The sequence below is a fragment of the Pseudomonas sp. R4-15 genome (genome assembly GCF_055768815.1).
In genome coordinates this window covers 2524650-2544107 of sequence record NZ_CM147293.1, presented here as the reverse complement: position 1 = coordinate 2544107, position 19458 = coordinate 2524650, and the positions used below count along the sequence as shown (strand labels likewise).

The window sequence follows — 19458 nt, the reverse complement described above, 5'->3', positions numbered from 1 at the left end:
GCATTTGTAGTTCCCCTTTTCCCGGGGTCATCCGGCAAACCGGTGATCATTCATCATCGCCAAGGGAATCCCATGTTCATCGCTTCACGTCTTCGCACTCCTCTGCGCCTCACCCTGGCCGTGCGCGCCGCGCTGCTCGCCGTTCCTTTGGCCGTCGCCGGCAGCCTGCTGCCCCTTGCACAGGCCGAGGCGCAGAGCGTGCGCGCCTACCAGATTCCGGCCGGCCCGCTGTCCACCACCCTCAGCCGCTTCGCCGGGGAAGCCGGCGTACTGCTGTCGGTGGACGCCCGGCTGCTGGGTGAGCGCCAGAGCCCGGGCCTGCAGGGCAACTATGCGCTGGAGGACGGCTTCGCCACGCTGCTCGCCGGCTCCGGCCTGCAGGCGGTACGCGACGCCGAAGGTGGCTACCGGCTGGAGCCGGCGCCGCAACGCGGGGCCGAACTGGCCCTGACGCCGATGTACGTGCAAGGCAGCCTGGGCAACGCGCTGGGCAGCATGCAGGGCTACAACGCCACCCACAGCAGCGTCGCCACCAAGACCAGCCTGCCGCTCGCGCGCACGGCGCAGAGCGTGTCGGTGGTCACCCGCGAGCAGATCGATGCCCAGGGCGCGCTGACCGCATCCGAAGCCATGCGCTACACCCCCGGAGTACTGACCAATCCCTACGGCAGCACGCGCCGTTACGATTACCTGGCAATGCGCGGCATCAACGACGGCTCGGTGGACAACATCATCATCGACGGCCTCAAGTCGATGGGTGATCCCGGCTCCTACAGCAGCCTGCAGATCGACCCTTATTTCATCGAGCGCATCGACGTGCTCAAGGGCCCCTCCTCGGTGCTCTACGGCCGCAGCAACCCCGGCGGCCTGGCGGCGATCACCACCAAGCGCCCGCAGTTCGACGCCGCGGGGCAGTTCGACCTGTCCTACGGCAGCAATGACTACAAGTCGCTGGGCTTCGACAGCACCGGACCGCTGAACGAGCGCATCGCCTACCGGATCGTCGGCCTGGCCAGGGACGCCGACGCCCAGGTCGACCACGTCCAGGAAGTGCGCTACGCGCTGATGCCGAGCCTCGCGCTGGACCTCGACGAGGACACCTACCTCAACCTCTACGCCTACCTGCAGCACGACCCGGAAGGTGGCTGGCACGGCAGCCTGCCGGCCTCCGGCACCCTGCACCAACGCAACGGACGTCGCCTGTCGGCGAGCTTCTTCGAAGGCGATAAGGACATCGAGCATTTCGACCGTACCCAGCAGATGCTCGGTTACGAACTCGAACACCGCTTCGACGACGTCTGGAGCGCACGGCAGAACTTCCGCTACCTGGATGCGAAGGTCGACAACCGACAGATCTGGCAGAGTGGCTACCTGACGGACGACGAGCTCTGGCGCGGCTACAGCGGCGGCCAGGAAAACCTCCACGCCTGGATCGTCGACAACATGCTGCAGGCCGAATTCGCCACCGGCGAGGCGCTGCACACGCTGGTCATGGGGCTGGACTACCAGTACTCGAAGAACCGCGTCCTCTACACCAGCGACCGCACCTCGGTGACCCCGCTGGACATCGACGATCCGGTCTACGACGGCAACGATCTCTCGGGTCTGGTGGTCAGCAGCGACGCCCTGCGCCGGCAGAAACAGACCGGTCTCTACCTGCAGGACCTGATCGAACTCGGCCACTGGAACCTCAGCCTGGGTCTGCGTCAGGACTGGTACGACGTGTCCATCGACGATTACGCGCTGGACAGCAAGGACGCCAACCGGGGTGACAAGCTCAGCGGCCACATCGGCCTGCTGTACGCCTTCGACAACGGATTTTCGCCCTACGTCAGCTACTCCACCTCGTTCAACCCGACATCGAACTACTCCTCCGGCGCGCAGATCCTCGATCCGACCACGGGCAAGCAATGGGAAACCGGGGTGAAATTCCAGCCGCCGGGTAGCGACGATCTCTACACCCTGTCGCTGTTCCACCTGGACATGGAGAACCTCTACGCCAAGGAGAACAGCCTCAGTGACGACTACTTCTACCGTGGCGTGGGCGGCATGCGCTCCCAGGGTGTCGAGCTCGAAGCGCGCGTACATCTGACCGATGCGCTGCGCGTCCTCGGCAGCTTCACCTACAACGACGTCGAATACAGCAAGACCTACTACGTCTTCGACGGCGCCGACGTGATCGATGCAAAGGGCAACACGCCCTACCAGACCCCCGAGCGCATGGCCAGCCTGTGGGCCGACTACCGCTTCACCGGCGGCCCGCTGGAAGGCTTGCAGATCGGCGCCGGCGCGCGCTACGTCGGCGAAAGCTACGGTAGCGATGTGAACGACTTCAAGGTGCCCTCCTACACGCTGTTCGATGCCTCCGTGAGCTACGACCTGCAGCGCCTGGGCCTGCGCGGCAGCAGCCTGCGGGTCAACGCCAACAACCTCACCGACGAGTACTACGTCGCCTCCTGCTACAACGAGAACTCCTGCTATGTCGGCGCAGAACGCAATCTGATCGTCACCCTCACCCAACGCTTCTAGGCGCAGGAACGACCGCTGGTCTCCCCGGGAGCCAGCGGTCGCCCACAGGCGACGAACGAGCATGTCGAGACTGCTGCCGCTGCTAGAGTTAACTGGCTTGTCAGCGCGTTCCGCGTCCTGCATGCCCCCACAAGAACAAGACGCCTAATCCGCTGCTGCCTGCGACGCTCACCGGGACCCGGAACGCCCCGCCAAACGGCCATCGGCCACTACCGGCAGGAGGGGGACATCATGTACATCAGCTTCGAACAAGCGCGTAGGATTCTCGAAACGGCATTTTTCCCGTTCGCTTGCGAATGCCGCGAATTGAGCGACGGCATGAGCGTGCGTCTTTACGATCAACACTCCCACGGCAATCACCTGGTGCTTTCGCGGATTACCGTGGAGCGCTATGACAGCGTCCGCGCCCTGGCCAATCTGGTAGCGCAGATCCAGCACGAACTGGCCCTGGCCGATCTGCACCGACGGATGCATCGAAAGGCCGGCTGAAGGTCCCCGTCGCGTCTCCCCTGCTCTCGGTCAAGCGTCTACATCCGGTTACGGCTAGGCTTGACGGAAAAGGACCTTTCGCCTTCGGGCGGGGTCCATGAGAGGCGGACCAGAAAGGGAGAACCACATGCCTGCAACGTCCCTGCAGCAGCAAATAGAAACCTTGCGCGCTCAACTCGACGGCGACCCGCCACTGAGCCCGGAGGAACACGAAGCAATCACCCGGTTGATCGCCGAACTGGAGGTACAACAGGCCTACGAGCACGGCCAACCACCGAGTGACAACCTCGTCGACGGCGTGAATCTCGCCGTCGAACGCTTCGAGGTGAGCCATCCGACGCTGGCGGGCACCCTGCGCAACATCATGCAAAGCCTGGCCAACATGGGCATCTGAACGCCACACCGCGCCCGGCTACGGCCGGGCGCGCCTCGGCTCACACCTTGAGCAACAGCTCACGCAGCTTGGCGATCTCATCGCGGGTCGTGGCCGCGGCCTCGAACTCCAGGTCGCGAGCCAGCTGCATCATCTTCTCTTCCAACTGACGTATGCGCTTGTTGATCTCGCTCGGCGAGCGCAACTCCGCAGCGTAACGCCCGCTCTCCTCCGCCGCCTGCGCCTGGGCACGCCGCTTGCCACTGCGCGCACCGGGCACCACGGCGCCTTCGAGGATGTCCTTGATGTCACGCTTGACGCCCCGCGGGGTGATGCCATGGGCCTCGTTGAAGGCCACCTGTTTGGCGCGGCGGCGCTCGGTCTCGTCGATCGCGCGCTGCATCGAGCCGGTGATGTTGTCGGCGTAGAGAATAGCGCGACCTTCGAGGTTGCGCGCCGCGCGGCCGATGGTCTGGATCAGCGAGCGCTCGGAACGCAGGAAGCCTTCCTTATCGGCGTCGAGCACCGCCACCAGCGCCACCTCGGGCATATCCAGGCCCTCGCGCAGCAGGTTGATGCCCACCAACACATCGAAGGTGCCGGTGCGCAGGTCGCGGATGATCTCCACACGTTCTACGGTATCGATGTCCGAGTGCAGGTAGCGCACGCGTACTTCGTGGTCGGCAAGATAGTCGGTGAGGTCCTCGGCCATGCGCTTGGTCAGGGTGGTGACCAGCACGCGCTGGTCGACGGCGACGCAGCGGCGGATTTCCGAGAGCAGGTCGTCGACCTGGGTGGAGGCCTTGCGGATCTCGATCTGCGGGTCGACCAGTCCGGTCGGACGCACCACCTGCTCGACCACGCGCCCGGCGTGATCGGCCTCGTAAGGCCCCGGCGTGGCCGAAACGAAGATGGTCTGCGGGCAGATCGCCTCCCACTCGTCGAAGCGCAGCGGGCGGTTGTCCAGCGCCGAAGGCAGGCGGAAGCCGTACTCCACCAGGGTCTCCTTGCGCGAACGGTCGCCCTTGTACATCGCACCCACCTGCGGCACCGAGACGTGGGATTCGTCGATCACCAGCAGCGCATCGGACGGCAGGTAGTCGAACAGGGTCGGCGGCGGCTCGCCCGGGCCCCGCCCGGAGAGGTAGCGCGAGTAGTTTTCGATGCCGTTGCAGTAGCCCAGCTCCAGCATCATCTCCAGGTCGAAGCGGGTGCGCTGCTCCAGGCGCTGCGCCTCCACCAGGCGACCGGTGTTGCGCAGATGCTCCAGGCGATCCTTGAGCTCGATCTTGATGTTCTCCATCGCTTCGAGCAGCGTCTCGCGGGGGGTGGCGTAGTGGGTCTTGGGGAAGAAGGTGAAGCGCGGCAGCTTGCGAATCACCTCGCCGGTGAGCGGGTCGAAGGCGGCGATGTTCTCCACCTCGTCGTCGAACAGCTCGATGCGTACCGCTTCGAGGTCGGACTCCGCCGGAAAGATGTCGATCACGTCGCCCCGCACGCGGAAGGTGGCGCGGGCGAAGTCCATCTCGTTGCGGGTGTACTGCAGCTCGGTCAGCCGGCGCAGCAGCTCGCGCTGGCTCAGCTGGTCGCCACGGTCCACGTGAAGGACCATCTTCAGATAGGTCTCGGGACTACCCAGACCGTAGATGCAGGACACCGTGGTGACGATGATCGCATCGCGGCGCTCGATCAACGCCTTGGTCGCCGACAGGCGCATCTGCTCGATGTGGTCGTTGATCGAGGAATCCTTCTCGATGTAGGTATCCGAGGACGGCACGTAGGCCTCGGGCTGGTAGTAGTCGTAATAGGAGACGAAGTACTCCACGGCGTTGTGCGGGAAGAAGCCCTTGAACTCGCCATAGAGTTGCGCGGCCAGGGTCTTGTTGGGCGCCAGAATCATCGTCGGACGCTGCACCTGGGCGATCACGTTGGCGATGGAAAAGGTCTTACCCGAGCCCGTCACACCGAGCAGCGTCTGGTGCGACAGCCCGGCGTCGATACCCTCGACCATCTGCCGGATCGCCTCGGGCTGGTCCCCGGCGGGCTCGAAGCGGGTCTCGATCTGGAACGGCGACGACATGGCTACCTCTGACTAGACGAAAAACACCCAAAAAACCGCACGCAGCTGCCCCGGATCATCTCGCGGGCGCTCGCGTCGGCCGCTATAATAACGCCCCGTTTGCGCACCTCCCTAGCGCCAGGCGGACGGGAGGTGTCCCAGCCGCCCTTCCTTCTTCGAGCGCCCCCACAATGAGTTTGTTCTCCGCTGTCGAAATGGCCCCCCGCGACCCGATCCTGGGCCTGAACGAAGCATTCAACGCCGACACCCGTGCCAGCAAGGTCAACCTGGGCGTGGGCGTGTACTACAACGAAGAAGGTCGCATTCCGCTGCTGCGTGCCGTGGCCGAAGCCGAGAAGGCCCGCATCGCTGCCGCGGCCCCGCGCGGCTACCTGCCGATCGAGGGCATCGCCGCCTACGACCAGAGCGTGCAGAAGCTGCTGTTCGGTGCGGACTCCGCACTGCTCGCCGAAGGGCGCGTGGTCACCGCCCAGGCCCTGGGTGGCACAGGCGCACTGAAGGTCGGGGCCGACTTCCTCAAACGCCTGCTGCCCGACGCCGTGGTGGCGATCAGCAATCCATCCTGGGAAAACCACCGCGCACTGTTCGAATCCGCCGGCTTCCCGGTGCAGAACTACAGCTACTACGACGCCGCCAACCACGGGGTGAACCTGGCCGGCATGCTCGCCGACCTCAAGGCCCTGCCGGCACGCTCGATCGTCGTGCTGCACGCCTGCTGCCACAACCCCACCGGCGTCGACCTGGCCGAGGGCGACTGGCCGCAGGTGCTCGAGGTGCTGCGCGAGCGCGAGCACGTGCCCTTCCTCGATATCGCTTATCAGGGCTTCGGTGACGGTATCGCCGAAGATGCTCACGCAGTCCGCCTGTTCGCCGAATCGGGGCTGCCGTTCTTCGTCTCCAGCTCCTTCTCCAAGTCCTTCTCGCTGTACGGCGAGCGCGTCGGCGCCCTGTCGCTGGTGACCACCTCGAAGGAGGAGAGTGCTCGCGTGCTGTCGCAGCTCAAGCGCGTCATCCGCACCAACTACTCCAACCCGCCGACCCACGGCGCCAGCATCGTCGCCGCAGTGCTCGGCAGCGACGAACTGCGCGGTCTGTGGGAAGCGGAACTGGGTGAGATGCGCGAGCGCATTCGCGCCATGCGTGTGGCGATGGTCGACGGCCTGGCCGGCATCAGCCGCGACTTCTCCTTCGTCGCCCGCCAGCGCGGCATGTTCTCCTACTCGGGCCTGTCGGCCGAGCAGGTGGAGCGTCTGCGCAGCGAGTTTGGCATCTACGCCGTGAGCAGCGGGCGCATCTGCGTCGCCGCGCTCAACCGCAACAACCTCGATGCGGTGATCGACGCCATCGCCCAGGTCGTCTGACGCTCAGTCCGCGTCCGCCGCAAGGGCGGGCGCGGACGCTTTGCCACGCCCGATTCCCTGCCCGGAACTCCAGACACTCCCTCCGCGCGTTCAGAAGCGAACATCCGGTTACCTAAATGGCTCTACATAGAGGCATTGCGGGTGGCCAATGGCGCATCGGGAGCGGATCATGCCTGGCTGCGCTGCGTCCGACCGCCGCGTACGAGTTCATGCAAGGAAACAATGACAATGACCACTGAAATCAAGCACGAGGAACAACCAGGTTCGTCCCTGGCCGCCTGGATCGGCCTCTTCCTGGGCCCCATTCTGCTACTGCTGTGCCTGCTCAGCGATCCGCCCGGCGAGCTCTCCCGCGCCGCCTGGAATACGCTCGGACTGGCCCTGCTGATGGGCGTCTGGTGGTCCACGGAGGCCATTCCGATCCCAGCTACCTCGCTGCTGCCGATCCTGCTGATCCCGGTACTGGGGATTTCCGACCTGGCCAAGGCCACGTCGCCCTACGCCAACGCCACCATCTTCCTGTTCCTCGGCGGTTTCATCCTCGGCCTGGCGATGCAGCGCTGGAACCTGCACAAGCGTATCGCCCTGGCCACGTTGCTGGCGGTGGGCGGCAAGCCCAGTCGGCAGATCGCCGGGTTCATGCTCGCCACCGCCTTCATCAGCATGTGGGTGAGCAACACCGCGACGAGCATCATGATGCTGCCCATCGGCCTGTCGGTAATCGGCCTGCTGGTACACGACAGCGAACCGGCCGAGCGCGAGCGCTTCGCCAGCGCGCTGCTGCTGGGCATCGCCTACGCCGCCAGCGTGGGCGGTATCGCCACCCTCATCGGCACCCCGCCCAATGCCCTGCTCGCGGCCTTCCTGCGTGACAACTACGACATCCACATCGGCTTCGGCCAGTGGATGCTGCTCGGTTTGCCGGTCGCTCTGGGCATGCTCGTGTTCATCTGGTGGTGGCTGACCCTGGGCGGCTTCAAGCTCAAGGGCAACGACAGCCGCGAACTGCTGCAAAAGGAAATGAGCGAACTCGGGCCCATGAGCCGCGGCGAGAAGTGGGTCGCCGTGGTCTTCCTGCTGGCCTCCGCGGCCTGGGTGTTCCAACCGCTGCTGGCGGGACTGGTCAGCGGTGTCAACGACACCAGCATCGCCATGGCCGCGGCACTGGCGCTGTTCCTGATTCCGGTAGACATCAAGGAGCGCGTGTTCCTGATGGACTGGCCAACCGCCAACAAGGCGCCCTGGGGCGTGCTGTTGCTGTTCGGTGGCGGCCTTTCGCTGGCCGGTGCGATCAGCGCTTCGGGACTGGCGGACTGGATCGCCCAGGGCCTCGGTGTTTTCGGCACACTGCCGCTGATCCTGATGCTCGGCCTGGTGACCTTCGTGATCATCATGCTCACCGAGATCACCTCGAACACCGCGACGGCTGCCGCCTTCCTGCCGCTGCTCGGCGCGCTCGCGGTCTCACAGGGCATGAGCCCGGAGATGTTGGCGATTCCCGCGGCCATTGCCGCCAGCTGCGCCTTCATGATGCCGGTGGCCACCCCACCCAACGCCATCGTCTTCGGCACCGGGCACATGCCCATCTCGCGGATGATCAGGGCAGGCTTCGCCATCAACATCTTCGGCACCCTGTTGGTCACCGGTCTGTGCTATCTGCTGGTAGGCGTGATCTGGAGCTGAATGCAAGCCACGGGAGGACAGCGCTACCGCTGTCCTCCCCCAGTTACGCGAGAGTCACCTGGCGGTCCTTATTGGCCGCCGTGCAGCGAGCGCAGTCCCGGTGGCACGCTGAACACAGCGGTCGCTTCCCAAGGGCCACCGGCGCTACCGGCGGAGTACCACTGTCCATCCCAACGGTAGAACACCCGCTGACGGTAGAAGAGTTCTGCGCCCTCTACGCGGTACACCCCTAACGCGCCATCCCAGCAGGAGCGCGTACCCGGCGGCGGCGCATAGCGCGGATGGCTGCAACGCGAGCTGCCTTCGCTGGCGGCAGGTTGGCCAGGCGCAGGCGTGATGACCGGGCGGGACGGCTCGGGCGCGGGCAACGGCGCCGGCGTGCCTGCCGGAGGAGGAGGAGGAACGGGCTCCCCCGAGGTGGGCGGAGCACTACGTCCCGCGCAGGCGGCAAGCAATGCACAGCAGAACATCAGGGTGAGTGGACGCAGGGGCTGGGCGGCGATCATCCGGAACTCCAAGGCTGGGATCTGCTGATTGGACAACGCCACCACGCGCTTTGTCGATGCCAGGGCCTATTGGGGTTTCATTCGCGAACCGCGAATGACCGCCCTGCGTTCTCGCCAGCCTTAGTTCTGTTGAGGTTGCTGCACCTGATCCGCTCGGTCGATGCTCAACGCCTGGGGTTCGCTCAACTTGGTCGACAGCAATGGCGTACGCCCGACCCACTCGCCCGCGCTGGCATTACCCTCGCGGGACACGCGCGCGACCACCTCGACCTGTTCGAAGGCGGACAGCTTCATTTGCGGCAGCATGGCATCGGCATCGCTCAGGGTCACCTCGGCTGGCAAGTCCGCAACGCTCAGACGCTTGGCCGCCAGCGGCATCGGCGGGCCGCCCGGCACCCGCGCGAAGACGAATACGCTGTCGCCGGGTTTCACGTGGGCACGCGCCGCCGCACCAAGCTCCACCTTCAGATGCAGTGCGGCACCCTGCTCGGCAACCGCCGGGGCCGCGTCACCCAGCTCCTTGCGCGCCCGCGCGATACCGCCAGCAATCGCCTCACGGGAGGGATCCTGGGGCGGCAGCACGTCGATCAGGCGCTGCCAGAAACCGATGGCATCCTGATAACGGGCGGACTCGAAAGCAGCGATCCCCAGGAGCCCCAGGCTGGTAACCTCGCCCGGATCGGCGGCCAGCGCCTCGTCGGTGAGCGTCTGGATCTGTTCGTTCCACTGCTTGTTGCCGGCAAAGTACAGCGCCTGGGCAAGCTGTCCAAGCAGCTCCGGCTGACGCCCACCGACCTGAATCGCCTGGGCGAAGGCTCGCGCCGCATCGCTGGCGCGTTCCTGGGCCATGTAGGTGCGGCCGAGGAAGTACCAACCCTGCGCGGATTCCGGCTGGGCCTGCACGGTACGCTCCAGGCGGGCCGTCATCTCCGCCAGCGAACGCGGCGCGACGGCCAATTCGCGGGACAGCTCGACACGGTCGCTGGCGCCCCAGTGCAGGTAGAGACCATAGCCCACCACCGGCACCAGCAGGGCCACCGCCATCGGCACGGCGCGCCCCAGGCGCGAGACACTGACGCGCTCGGCGCCTTCCGTATCGGCGAGCAACTCCCGCGCCGCTTCGTCACGCCCGGCCTTCAGCGCCTCAGCCGACAGACTGCCCGCGGCATGCTGGGCATCGAGTTCGGCCAGGCGTTCCTGGTAGAGCGCGACATTCAGCGCGGTACGATCTTCTTCGGTCTGGGCACGGCGACCACGCACCAGGGGCAACAGCAGAAAGGCCAGTGCGACGAGTAGCAGCAGGCCGGCGGCAAGCCAGAAATCGGTCATGGTGCGGAGTCTTTGTCCCGGGAGAGTTGAGCGGTGAGTTCGTCCAGGCGTGCCCGTTCGGCAGCGGAAAGCCCTGTTTCGAGGGTGCCGGAATCGCGGCGGCGGCGCAGGACGATCAAGGCCAGGATGAGAATGCCGCCGAGCAAGGCGGCGGCTGGACCGAACCAGAGCAGCACGGTGCGTGCTTCGACTGGCGGCTTGTAGCGGACGAACTCACCGTAGCGATCGACCATGTAGTCGACGATCTGTGCGTCGCTGCGCCCCGCCTCGAGCTGCTCATGGATCTGTCGGCGCAGATCGGTGGCAATCGGCGCGTTGGAGTCGGCGATATCCTGGTTCTGGCACTTCGGGCAACGCAATTCGCGGGTCAGCTCGGAGAAGCGCTCGCGATTGGCATCGCTGGAAAACTCGTAGGTATCGATGGCCGCCTGGGCAGCGCTGGCCAGCGCCAGGCCCAGGCAGGCAGCTGCCAGCAGACGTTTCATTGGTCCTCCTGCAGCTGCGCCCATTGCGCGGCCAGGGTGTCACGCCAGACACGCTCGTTGACTTCGCCGACGTGCTTGTAGCGAATCACCCCGTGGCGATCGACCAGGAAGGTCTCCGGCGCGCCATAGACACCCAGGTCCAGGCCGAGGCTGCCCTCGGGGTCGGCGATGTCGATCTGATAGGGATTGCCGTACTCGGCCAGCCAGCGGCGCGCCGCCTCGACATCGTCTTTGTAGTTGATGCCGTAGATACGCACACCCTGCTCCGCCAGCTTGTTGAGCATGGCGTGCTCGTCGCGGCAGGTCGGGCACCAGGTGGCCCAGACGTTGATCATCACCGGCTGGCCGATCAGGTCGGCACGGGTCAGCGCGCGCTCAGGCTCATCGACGCTCTTCAGCGCGAACTCCGGCAATGGCTTGCCGATCAGCGCCGAGGGAAGCTCCGTGGGATCGAGCCAAAGGCCACGGGCGAGAAAGCCGGCGACCACCAGGAAGATGACCAGCGGCAACAGCAGGATCGCGCGTCTCATGCCTGGGCCCCTTCGAGGCCAATCGCCTCGCGTACGCGGCTACGCACCTTGACCCGGTAGCGCCGGTCGAGGGCCGCAAGCAGCCCACCGAAGCCCATCATCAGGCCGCCGAGCCAGATCCAGCGGACGAACGGCTTGACGTGCAGGCGCACCGCCCAGGCCCCGTTCTCCAGCGGCTCGCCAAGGGCCACGTACAGATCGCGGGTGAGCCCGGCGTCGATGCCCGCCTCGGTCATCATCGAACGCTGCACGGTGTAGAGACGCTTCTCGGGATGCAGCAGGGCCACTTCACGATCGCCCCGCAAAACACGGATATGCCCGCGGTCGGAGGTGAAGTTAGGGCCTTCCCGGTGATCCACGCCTTCGAAACGGAAGCGGTAGCCGGCCATTTCCACGCTGTCGCCTGGCGCCATGCGCAGGTCACGCTCGGCGCTGTACTGGCTGGAGAGCACGATCCCCAAGGCACAAACGGCAATCCCCAGGTGCGCCAGTTGCATGCCCCAGTAACTGCGCGGAAGGCCGCGGGCGCCCTTCCACAGGCCTTTGTGGCGAGTCTTGTCGAGCAGGTCGCGAGCCCCCGCCAACACCACCCAGGCGGCCAGGCAGAAGACCGCCAGCACTGCCCAGTGGAAGTCACCAAACAGCCAGGCGCCCAGCGCGCCGAGCACCACAGCGGCGATCAGCACCGGCGCGAGCATGTTGCCGAGCCATTTCAGCGGCGTGTCCTTCCAGCGCACCAGCACGCCCACGGCCAGGGCCAACATCAACAGTGCCATCAGCGGCAGGAACAGCGCATTGAAGTAAGGAGGGCCGACCGACAGCTTGGCTCCGGAGATCGCATCGAGCAGCAGCGGATAGAGTGTGCCCAGCAGGATGGTAGAAGCCGCGACGACCAGGATCAGGTTGTTCACCAGCAGCAGCGTCTCCCGTGACCACAGTCCGAATCCGACCTGGCTGCGTACCACCGGTGCGCGCAGGGCGAACAGCGTCAACGAACTGCCCACCACCACCAGCAGGAAGGCGAGGATGAATACCCCGCGCTCCGGATCGGATGCGAACGCGTGTACCGAGGTGAGGACGCCCGAACGGACCAGGAAGGTGCCCAGCAGGCTCAGTGAGAACGCGGCGATCGCCAGCAGCACCGTCCAGCTCTTGAACACGCCGCGTTTCTCGGTCGCCGCCAGCGAGTGCAACAGCGCCGAACCGACCAACCAGGGCATGAAGGAGGCGTTCTCTACCGGGTCCCAGAACCACCAGCCACCCCAGCCGAGCTCGTAGTAGGCCCACCAGGAGCCGAGCACGATGCCCACGCCGAGGAAGGCCCAGGCGACCAGCGTCCACGGACGCGACCAGCGCGCCCAGGCGGCGTCCAGCTTGCCGCCGAGCAGCGCGGCGATGGCGAAGGCGAACACCACGGAAAAGCCCACGTAGCCCATGTAGAGCATCGGCGGATGGACGATCAGGCCGAAGTCCTGCAGCAGCGGATTCAGGTCGCGACCATCCGTGGGCGCCTGTGGCAGCAGGCGCTCGAAGGGGTTGGACGTGATGATCAGGAACAGCATGAAACCGGTGGCGATCATGCCCATCACCGAGAGCACGCGCACCAGCATCACTTCCGGCAGTTGCCGGGAGAAGATCGACACGGCGAAGGTCCAGCCGCCCAGGATCCAGGCCCACAACAGCAGCGAGCCTTCGTGGGCACCCCAGACGGCGCTGAACTTGTAGTACCAGGGCAACGCGCTGTTGGAGTTGCTGGCGACATAGGCCACCGAGAAGTCATCGCTGATGAACGCCCAGGCGAGGCAGGCGAAGGCGAAGCTGAGAAAGGCGAACTGCCCCCAGGCCGCCGGCTGCGCCAGGCTCATCCACTGGCGATCGCCACGCCAGGCGCCAATCATCGGCAGCGTAGCCTGGACCACCGCCATGCACAGCGCCAGAATCAGCGCGAGGTGGCCGAGCTCGGGGATCATTGCACCGCCTCCTTGCCCGACTCGTAATGCTTCATCATGCCGCTCTTCTCCAGGGCCTGGGCCACTTCCGGCGGCATGTACTTCTCGTCGTGCTTGGCGAGCACCTCGTCGGCGATCAGCTCACCGTTCTCCACACGCCCGAGAGCGACGATGCCCTGCCCCTCGCGAAACAGATCAGGCAGGATGCCCTGGTAGCGCACGCCTACCTCGCGGGCTCCATCGGTAATCAGGAAGCGTACTTCCAGCGAATCCGAGGCACGCTGCAGCGAGCCCTTCTCCACTAGGCCACCGGCACGAATGCGCGCGCCCTGGGGCGCCTCGCCGTCGGCGATCTGGGTCGGGGTGTAGAACAGGTTGATGTTCTCGTTGAGTGCCGACAGCGCCAGGGTGGTCGCAGCACCGACGCCGACCAGGATGGCGAGCACGATGTACAGGCGTTTCTTACGGACAGGATTCACTTGGAACGCTCCCGGCGCAGACGACGCGCCTCTTCCTGCAGGTAGCGCCGGCGGGCCAGCAATGGCCCGGCGACGTTGATCGCCAGCACGACCAGGCTCACGCCATAGGCCGTCCACACATAGAGGCCATGGTTGCCCATGGCGAGGAATTCGGAGAACGAGGAAAAACTCACCGGTTCTTCTCCAGCAGCAGACCGATCTCTTCTTTCACCCAACTGGCACGCGCCTCGCGGCGGAGGATTTCCAGACGCATGCGCACCAGCAGCATGGCGGCGAAGAAGCAGTAGAAGCCCAGCACCATGATCAGCATCGGCAGCCACATCGAGGCGGGCATCGCCGGCTTCTCGGTCAGGGTGAAGGTGGCCGGCTGGTGCAGGGTGTTCCACCACTCCACCGAGTATTTGATGATCGGGATGTTCACCACACCGACGATGGCCAGCACGGCGCAGGCCTTGGCTGCGCTGTCGCGATTGCTGATCGCCTGGCCCAGGGCGATGATCCCGAAGTACAGGAACAGCAGGATCAGCATCGAGGTCAGGCGAGCGTCCCAGACCCACCAGGCGCCCCAGGTCGGACGGCCCCAGACGGCACCGGTGAACAGCGCGATGAAGGTCATCCAGGCCCCGATGGGAGCAGCCTGCTGCAGGGCGACGTCAGCCAGCTTCATCTTCCAGACCAGACCGACGATGCCTGCGACCGCGAGCATCACATAGCAACTCTGGGCGAGGAATGCCGCCGGCACATGGATGTAGATGATGCGAAAGCTGTTGCCCTGCTGGTAATCCGGCGGCGCGAAGGCCAAACCCCAGACCAGGCCGACGCCGATCAACAGCGCTGCGGCCATCGCCAGCCAGGGCAGCCAGCGACCACTCAAGGTGTAGAACCACTTGGGCGAGCCCAGCTTGTGAAACCATGTCCAGTTCATCGACTACTACTCTCTCACTCGCCCACGCTGATGGTGAGACCCGCCGCGATGGCGAAAGGCGCCAGGGTCACCGACAGCACTGCCAGGCTGGCCATCCACAACAGCTGCCCGCTCGCCCCCAGCCCCTGCAACGAGGCCTGCAGCGCGCCACTGCCCAGGATCAGCACCGGGATATACAACGGCAGGATCAGCAGCGCCAGCAGCAAGCCACCGCGCTTGAGGCCCACCGTCAACGCTGCCCCGACCGCGCCGAGCAGGCTCAGCACCGGCGTGCCGAGCGCCAGCGAGGCGAGCAGCACCGGCAGGCAGCGCGGCGGCAAGCCCAGCATCAGTGCCAGCAGCGGCGACAGCAGCACCAGCGCCAGACCGGAAAACAACCAATGGGCGAAGACCTTCGCCAAAACCAGCAACGATAGCGGATGGGGCGAAAGCAACCATTGTTCCAGTGATCCATCCTCGAAATCGCTACGGAACAGTCCGTCCAGTGAGAGCAACACTGCGAGCAGCGCCGCCACCCATACCAAACCTGGAGACAGCGTCTGCAGCAATTGCGTCTCCGGTCCAACCGCCAGCGGGAACAACGCAATCACGATGGCGAAGAACACCAGCGGATTGGCCAGCTCCGCCGGGCGACGGCAAAGAATGCGTGCCTCACGCAGCACCAGCAGGGTAAACACGTTGCTCATGCGACAGCCTGTCCCAGATCAAGCACCCGGTAACCGCCGGGACGGATACCCAGGTGGTGGTGTGTGGTGAGCACCACCAGCCCGCCGCTCTCGCAGTGCTGCGCCAGGTGCGCCTCCAGTTGGGCGACAGCCTGGACGTCGAGGGCGGTGAAGGGTTCGTCGAGAATCCACAGCGGCGGAGCCGGCAGGTACAGCCGCGCCAGCCCCACACGACGCTGCTGCCCGGCCGAGAGCGTATGACAGGGCACATCCTCGAAGCCGCGCAGACCGACGGCCTGCAGCGCGTCCCAGATCTGCTCGCGGCTGGCCGGACGATGCAGCGCACACAACCAGGCGAGGTTTTCCTCGGCGCTCAGCAAGCCCTTGATACCCGCGGCATGGCCGATCCACAGCAGATTACGCGCGAGCGCCTCGCGCTGTTCGGACAGACGCCGGCCCTGCAGTCGGATCTCGCCGGAAGTGGGCTGCATCAACGCAGCCAGCAGGCGCAGCAAGCTGGTCTTGCCGCTGCCGTTGGGGCCGGCGATCTGCAGCATTTCGCAGGGTCGCAGTTGCAGATCGAGCGCCTCGAACAACAGGCGTCCATCGCGTTCGCAACTCAGCGACAGGGTTTCCAGGAAGGCGTCGGTCACGGCTGGGCCAGGTCCTGTCAGCGGTTGGGTTTCCGGGTGCTTGCACCCGGCACAGCACTGCCGAGTGGATCTGGCATCCGGTCGACGAACGCGGAGGGTGAAAAACGCCCCCGCGTCCAACAAGCCCGACGCCCGGCTCAAGAAGCCGAAGCGCAGGCCGCTATACTCGGCAGGACAGGCCTTGCCCGGTCCAACCGGGGCGGCATTATACATGCCACCCTCCCCCATCGAGCGGAGCATTTACGACAGCTTGTGAATGCCCGTCTCGCTACGCCGGAACAAGACCCGTCGAGGAGGTAACCGTTGTCGTGCATCGCCCCCTTTCGCGATCAGCGAACCGCTGTCCACGGACAGCACCCCAAGTCCCTCCCTGGCCTCCCGGGTGAAGCCCAACAGCGCCTCCTCACTGAGCGGCGCGAGCGCCGCGGCCACCGCAGCCGACGTGCTCTCCACCCTCAAACCAGATACCCTGAGCCTGCGCAGCAGCGGTCTATCCAGTTTGCTGCTGCAGGCACTCCACGAAGCCGGCCTGGAGCTACCCGCTGAACCCATGTCGACCATCAACGGTCCGTCCTCGGCCAACCTGGCCAGCCAGAGTCTGCGGCTAAATGCCGCCGCCAGTGAGGTCCTGCTCAAACTGAGCCAGCCACTGGAGGGTGATCTGCTGCCCGGAGATAGCGTGCGTGCGCAGGTCGTCGAAGTTCGCGAGCAGGCACAGAACTTTCTCCTGATGCTGCGGATGACCTTGGCCAACGGCCAACAGACCACCGTGCAGGCGAGCAGTAACCGGGCGCTGGATCAGGGCACCAACCTGACCCTGGTCGCCACCAGCGCCAAGACGCTGCTCGCCAGCCTGCAGGTTGGCGAGACCGGCAGCGCCCCCGACATCGACACCCCTCGCGTGCAGACGCGTCTCGATCTGCAGCAACTGCCCGCCGGCAGCACCGTGCGCGCGCAGGTGCAGAGCAGCGTCGCGCAGGAAGGCGGCAACACCTTTCGATTGATCGTCAGCCTGCTCGACGGACCGCAAACCGGTGCGCGCCTGGCCCTGGACAGCAGCCGGCCGATGGCCCTGGGCAGCCAACTCATCGCTCGCGTGCAGGACGACCATACGCTGGTCATGCAACCGCTCACGGCACAACTGGATCAACTCGAGGTATCTCGCCAGTTGGCTAACCAACTGTCCCGCCAGGGCTCTCTGGATGGGCTGCTGCGCGCGCTGTTCAGGCGCGCCGCCGGCGCGGAGGATGCACAATCCCCCCTACGCGCAGGCATCGACAAACTGCTCGCCAGCCTGCCGAGTTCCAGCCAGATGAGCGATCCCGAGGGTGTCGCGAAGGCCTTGCAGAACAGCGGCAATTTCCTCGAGCCACGGCTGCTGCAGAGGCCGGCGAGCGATGCCTCCGGCGACATCAAGGCGGGCTTGCTGAAACTGCTCGCGCAACTGGCCCCGACCGGCAGCAACCCTTTGGCGCTCTCCAACGTAATGAGCCAGGCACAGATGCTGCCAGGTGCGCTACGCAGTGCGCTGGGGCTGCTCGGCCGCGACGAGCAGTTGCAAATGGGTAGCGCCCGCTTCCCGCTGGCCAGTCGCGCCATGGCGCAAGCCAAAAGTGACGGGGAGCCCGAGGAAGACGACGGCTTGCTCAAGCTGCTACTCGGCGCCCTCGCACGACTCCAGACGCATCAACTGTCGAGCCTGGCGCAGACGCAGCAAACGGCGGATGGCAACCAGGTCACCACCTGGCAACTGGAAATCCCCATCCGCGACCGGCAGGATCTGGTGCCCCTTCAAATGCGCCTGCAGAAGGAGGAGCCCTCAGCCAACGAGTCGGAGCGCGACCGCCGGGACCCGATGCAGGCAATCTGGAGGCTGGACCTCGCCTTCGATCTGGCTCCACTGGGGCCGCTGCAGGTCCAGGCGCAACTGATGCAGGGCAGCCTTTCCAGCCAGTTCTGGGCAGAGCGCGCCGAAACGGCCCAACTGATCGACAGGGAACTGCAGCACCTGCGCGAACGCCTCAATAGCGCCGGCCTGGAAGTCGGTGAGCTTGCCTCGCGACAAGGCATGCCACCGCGTGGCCCGACGACCGACATTCGAAAACGCTGGGTGGATGAAACCGCATGACGACTCGCCAAGCCATCGCCCTGCATTACGACGGCAGCAACGCGCCTAGCCTGAGCGCCAAAGGCGATGACGCCCTGGCCGAAGCCATCCTGGCCATCGCCCGCGAGCATGAGGTACCGATCTATGAGAACGCGGACCTGGTGCGCCTGCTAGCGCGACTGGAACTGGGCGATGCCATTCCCGAGCCGCTGTATCGCACCGTTGCCGAAATCATCGCGTTCGCCTGGTACCTCAAGGGCAAGGCGCCGGCCAGCACTGGCAGGGAGGACGCGCCGTCCCCCAACGTCCCGCTGCTCAGTGGCCCGTCGAAGTAGACTTTCAGGGATTACCGGCGATGGCCTCGCCTTCCAGTCCACGTCCCAGCGGGAAGTCGAACAGCTGCCAGGCAAAGTAGCCGGAACGGAAGTAGAACACCTGCTGATAGCCCCACTCCACCGCCATGGCACTGGCTAGCGCTCCAAGCGGGCCCAACTCGCTGTCGGCGTAGATCACCAGCGGTACGTCGCGCGGCCATTCTGGACGCGCAAGGCCGGCGAAGCGCTCGCGCATGTCCAAATGCACCGCGCCCTGCACATGTCCCCAGCTCCACTCGCGCGACGGCCGCACGTCGATGAAGACCGCACCCAGTTCATGCAGACGCTTGGCCTGCATCACGTCGATCGTCATCGCACCGGGAATATGCTCGGGCGCCTCGCCAGCCTGAGCCCAGCCGGCGAAACCACTGACGCAAAAGGTGATAAGCAGGATGCGCAGCATGGTGATCCTCCTCGGACCAGCCATATGACGTGCATCGCTTGCCGACGCGCCACTGGGTCCGTTAGAGGTACGAACACCGCGGATCAGAGGGGTTCGCGCGAAAGGACGAACGGCCCTACTCAACCCGCCGGGCGGCGCCCCTGATGAAGCTTGGCGACCAGTTCCGCCTCTGCCTTGCTCAGGCCGCACGCCTGGGTAAGGTCATCGCTGCTGGCGCCCAGGCCTACCAGGCGGGCAGCCTGGGTAAAGGACAACGCCGAGGGATCGCGCTGCTCCATGCGCGTCAGCTTGTCCGGTAACGGCGCCACGGTGCGGCGCAATTCCTCGAGCTCCTCGCCCATGCGTATGCTGCCCGTCAAGTAGGCATCCAGGCGCTTGCTCAGCTCACGCAAACGCGCGTCGCGCTGGGCATCATGGCGAGCCTGGGCCTGGGCCTGGGCCTGCAGGCGCCGGTGCAACTGAAGACAGATGCCTCCCAGCGCCAGACTGACCAACAGAAACAGGCAGAGCATGGCGATCAGCATCGCGCTTTTCTCCG

General features: G+C 65.6%; 20 protein-coding genes. 7 read left to right on the top strand and 13 right to left on the bottom strand.

Translation table 11 applies throughout. From position 1 onward, the window contains the following. The first annotated feature begins 72 nt into the window (after window positions 1–72). The 3 genes from ACYRGX_RS12130 to ACYRGX_RS12120 all read left to right on the top strand — a co-directional run bounded on the left by ACYRGX_RS12130 (window position 73) and on the right by ACYRGX_RS12120 (window position 3412). On the top strand, window positions 73–2529 hold the full coding sequence (locus ACYRGX_RS12130; protein ID WP_473052733.1) for a TonB-dependent siderophore receptor: 2457 nt from the start codon (window positions 73–75) through the stop codon (window positions 2527–2529). Window positions 2530–2760: 231 nt separating this feature from the next. Beyond that, window positions 2761–3018, top strand: coding sequence for a DUF1652 domain-containing protein (locus tag ACYRGX_RS12125; protein WP_473052732.1), 258 nt, complete (start codon window positions 2761–2763; stop codon window positions 3016–3018). 127 nt (window positions 3019–3145) lie between these two features. Continuing rightward, complete coding sequence (locus ACYRGX_RS12120) at window positions 3146–3412, top strand: DUF4404 family protein (protein ID WP_473052731.1); 267 nt, start codon at window positions 3146–3148, stop codon at window positions 3410–3412. A 40-nt stretch (window positions 3413–3452) separates the two neighbouring features. Here ACYRGX_RS12120 and uvrB read toward each other — a convergent pair whose 3' ends face one another. Then, the gene (gene uvrB / locus ACYRGX_RS12115) at window positions 3453–5471 is read right to left on the bottom strand and encodes an excinuclease ABC subunit UvrB (protein ID WP_473052730.1); all 2019 of its coding nucleotides are present in this window, start codon (window positions 5469–5471) and stop codon (window positions 3453–3455) included. Window positions 5472–5641: 170 nt separating this feature from the next. Here uvrB and ACYRGX_RS12110 point away from each other — a divergent pair, with 170 nt between their 5' ends. Both ACYRGX_RS12110 and ACYRGX_RS12105 read left to right on the top strand, forming a co-directional pair. Next, complete coding sequence (locus ACYRGX_RS12110) at window positions 5642–6832, top strand: amino acid aminotransferase (RefSeq protein WP_473052729.1); 1191 nt, start codon at window positions 5642–5644, stop codon at window positions 6830–6832. Between the two features lie 228 nt (window positions 6833–7060). Next, complete coding sequence (locus tag ACYRGX_RS12105) at window positions 7061–8515, top strand: SLC13 family permease (RefSeq protein WP_473052728.1); 1455 nt, start codon at window positions 7061–7063, stop codon at window positions 8513–8515. 68 nt (window positions 8516–8583) lie between these two features. Here the strand turns inward: ACYRGX_RS12105 and ACYRGX_RS12100 are convergent, their stop codons facing one another. The 10 genes from ACYRGX_RS12100 to ccmA all read right to left on the bottom strand — a co-directional run bounded on the left by ACYRGX_RS12100 (window position 8584) and on the right by ccmA (window position 16036). Further along, window positions 8584–8883, bottom strand: a complete 300-nt coding sequence (locus ACYRGX_RS12100; RefSeq protein ID WP_473052727.1) for a hypothetical protein — start codon at window positions 8881–8883, stop codon at window positions 8584–8586. A 258-nt stretch (window positions 8884–9141) separates the two neighbouring features. Continuing rightward, a complete protein-coding gene (gene ccmI, locus ACYRGX_RS12095) occupies window positions 9142–10350 on the bottom strand; it encodes a c-type cytochrome biogenesis protein CcmI (protein ID WP_473052726.1) in 1209 nt (402 codons plus the stop codon). Further along, complete coding sequence (locus ACYRGX_RS12090; RefSeq protein ID WP_473052725.1) at window positions 10347–10835, bottom strand: cytochrome c-type biogenesis protein; 489 nt, start codon at window positions 10833–10835, stop codon at window positions 10347–10349. Before ACYRGX_RS12090 ends, ccmI begins: the two co-directional genes overlap by 4 nt. After that, window positions 10832–11365, bottom strand: coding sequence for a DsbE family thiol:disulfide interchange protein (locus ACYRGX_RS12085; RefSeq protein WP_473052724.1), 534 nt, complete (start codon window positions 11363–11365; stop codon window positions 10832–10834). The genes ACYRGX_RS12090 and ACYRGX_RS12085 overlap by 4 nt, the downstream gene beginning before the upstream one ends. Beyond that, window positions 11362–13335, bottom strand: a complete 1974-nt coding sequence (locus ACYRGX_RS12080; protein WP_473052723.1) for a heme lyase CcmF/NrfE family subunit — start codon at window positions 13333–13335, stop codon at window positions 11362–11364. Before ACYRGX_RS12080 ends, ACYRGX_RS12085 begins: the two co-directional genes overlap by 4 nt. Further along, the gene (gene ccmE / locus ACYRGX_RS12075; RefSeq protein WP_473052722.1) at window positions 13332–13793 is read right to left on the bottom strand and encodes a cytochrome c maturation protein CcmE; all 462 of its coding nucleotides are present in this window, start codon (window positions 13791–13793) and stop codon (window positions 13332–13334) included. Before ccmE ends, ACYRGX_RS12080 begins: the two co-directional genes overlap by 4 nt. Further along, window positions 13790–13966, bottom strand: coding sequence for a heme exporter protein CcmD (gene ccmD, locus ACYRGX_RS12070; protein WP_473052721.1), 177 nt, complete (start codon window positions 13964–13966; stop codon window positions 13790–13792). The genes ccmE and ccmD overlap by 4 nt, the downstream gene beginning before the upstream one ends. Continuing rightward, window positions 13963–14718, bottom strand: coding sequence for a heme ABC transporter permease (locus ACYRGX_RS12065; RefSeq protein WP_473052720.1), 756 nt, complete (start codon window positions 14716–14718; stop codon window positions 13963–13965). The genes ccmD and ACYRGX_RS12065 overlap by 4 nt, the downstream gene beginning before the upstream one ends. Window positions 14719–14732: 14 nt before the next feature. Beyond that, on the bottom strand, window positions 14733–15404 hold the full coding sequence (ccmB, locus tag ACYRGX_RS12060) for a heme exporter protein CcmB (RefSeq protein ID WP_473052719.1): 672 nt from the start codon (window positions 15402–15404) through the stop codon (window positions 14733–14735). Then, a complete protein-coding gene (gene ccmA, locus ACYRGX_RS12055) occupies window positions 15401–16036 on the bottom strand; it encodes a cytochrome c biogenesis heme-transporting ATPase CcmA (protein ID WP_473052718.1) in 636 nt (211 codons plus the stop codon). Before ccmA ends, ccmB begins: the two co-directional genes overlap by 4 nt. Window positions 16037–16418: 382 nt before the next feature. Between ccmA and fliK the strand changes: the two genes are divergently transcribed. Then, the gene (gene fliK / locus ACYRGX_RS12050; protein WP_473052717.1) at window positions 16419–18164 is read left to right on the top strand and encodes a flagellar hook-length control protein FliK; all 1746 of its coding nucleotides are present in this window, start codon (window positions 16419–16421) and stop codon (window positions 18162–18164) included. Further along, window positions 18161–18478 (top strand): EscU/YscU/HrcU family type III secretion system export apparatus switch protein, encoded by a 318-nt coding sequence (locus ACYRGX_RS12045; protein ID WP_473052716.1) that lies wholly within the window; start codon window positions 18161–18163, stop codon window positions 18476–18478. The genes fliK and ACYRGX_RS12045 overlap by 4 nt, the downstream gene beginning before the upstream one ends. Window positions 18479–18482: 4 nt before the next feature. On the opposite strand, the gene ACYRGX_RS12040 is transcribed toward ACYRGX_RS12045, so the two are convergent. Both ACYRGX_RS12040 and ACYRGX_RS12035 read right to left on the bottom strand, forming a co-directional pair. Next, on the bottom strand, window positions 18483–18920 hold the full coding sequence (locus ACYRGX_RS12040; RefSeq protein ID WP_473052715.1) for a rhodanese-like domain-containing protein: 438 nt from the start codon (window positions 18918–18920) through the stop codon (window positions 18483–18485). A 119-nt stretch (window positions 18921–19039) separates the two neighbouring features. After that, window positions 19040–19444: a DUF2802 domain-containing protein gene (locus ACYRGX_RS12035; protein ID WP_473052714.1), complete on the bottom strand. Its 405-nt coding sequence runs from the start codon at window positions 19442–19444 to the stop codon at window positions 19040–19042. Between the last annotated feature and the right edge of the window lie 14 nt (window positions 19445–19458).